The following is a 281-nucleotide window of genomic DNA, read 5'->3' on the forward strand; positions in this document are numbered from 1 at the left end:
TGGGCGATGTTATCGACCACGGCGTCGAGGAAATCCCGGTCGTGGGAGATCAACAGCAAGGTGCCCTGGTAACTTTTGAGGAAGTCTTCCAGCCACAGGGTCGCATCGAGGTCCAAGTGGTTGGTCGGCTCGTCGAGCAGCAACAGGTCCGACGGACACATCAGCGCTTGGGCCAGGTTCAGGCGCATGCGCCAGCCGCCGGAGAAATCGGCGACCGGACGGTCCATCTGTTCGTTGGTAAACCCAAGGCCAGCGAGCATCTTGCGAGCGCGGGCGTCGGC

The 281-nt window shown here is 62.3% G+C and carries 1 protein-coding gene; it reads right to left on the reverse strand.

The window, feature by feature from the left end; genetic code table 11:
• Window positions 1-281, reverse strand: a 281-nt coding sequence (locus AAEZ05_RS28320; protein WP_350649889.1) for an ATP-binding cassette domain-containing protein, incomplete at both ends; no start/stop codon positions are given.

The organism is Pseudomonas sp. HY13-MNA-CIBAN-0226 (genome assembly GCF_040310305.1).
GTDB classification, from domain to species: domain Bacteria; phylum Pseudomonadota; class Gammaproteobacteria; order Pseudomonadales; family Pseudomonadaceae; genus Aquipseudomonas; species Aquipseudomonas gregormendelii.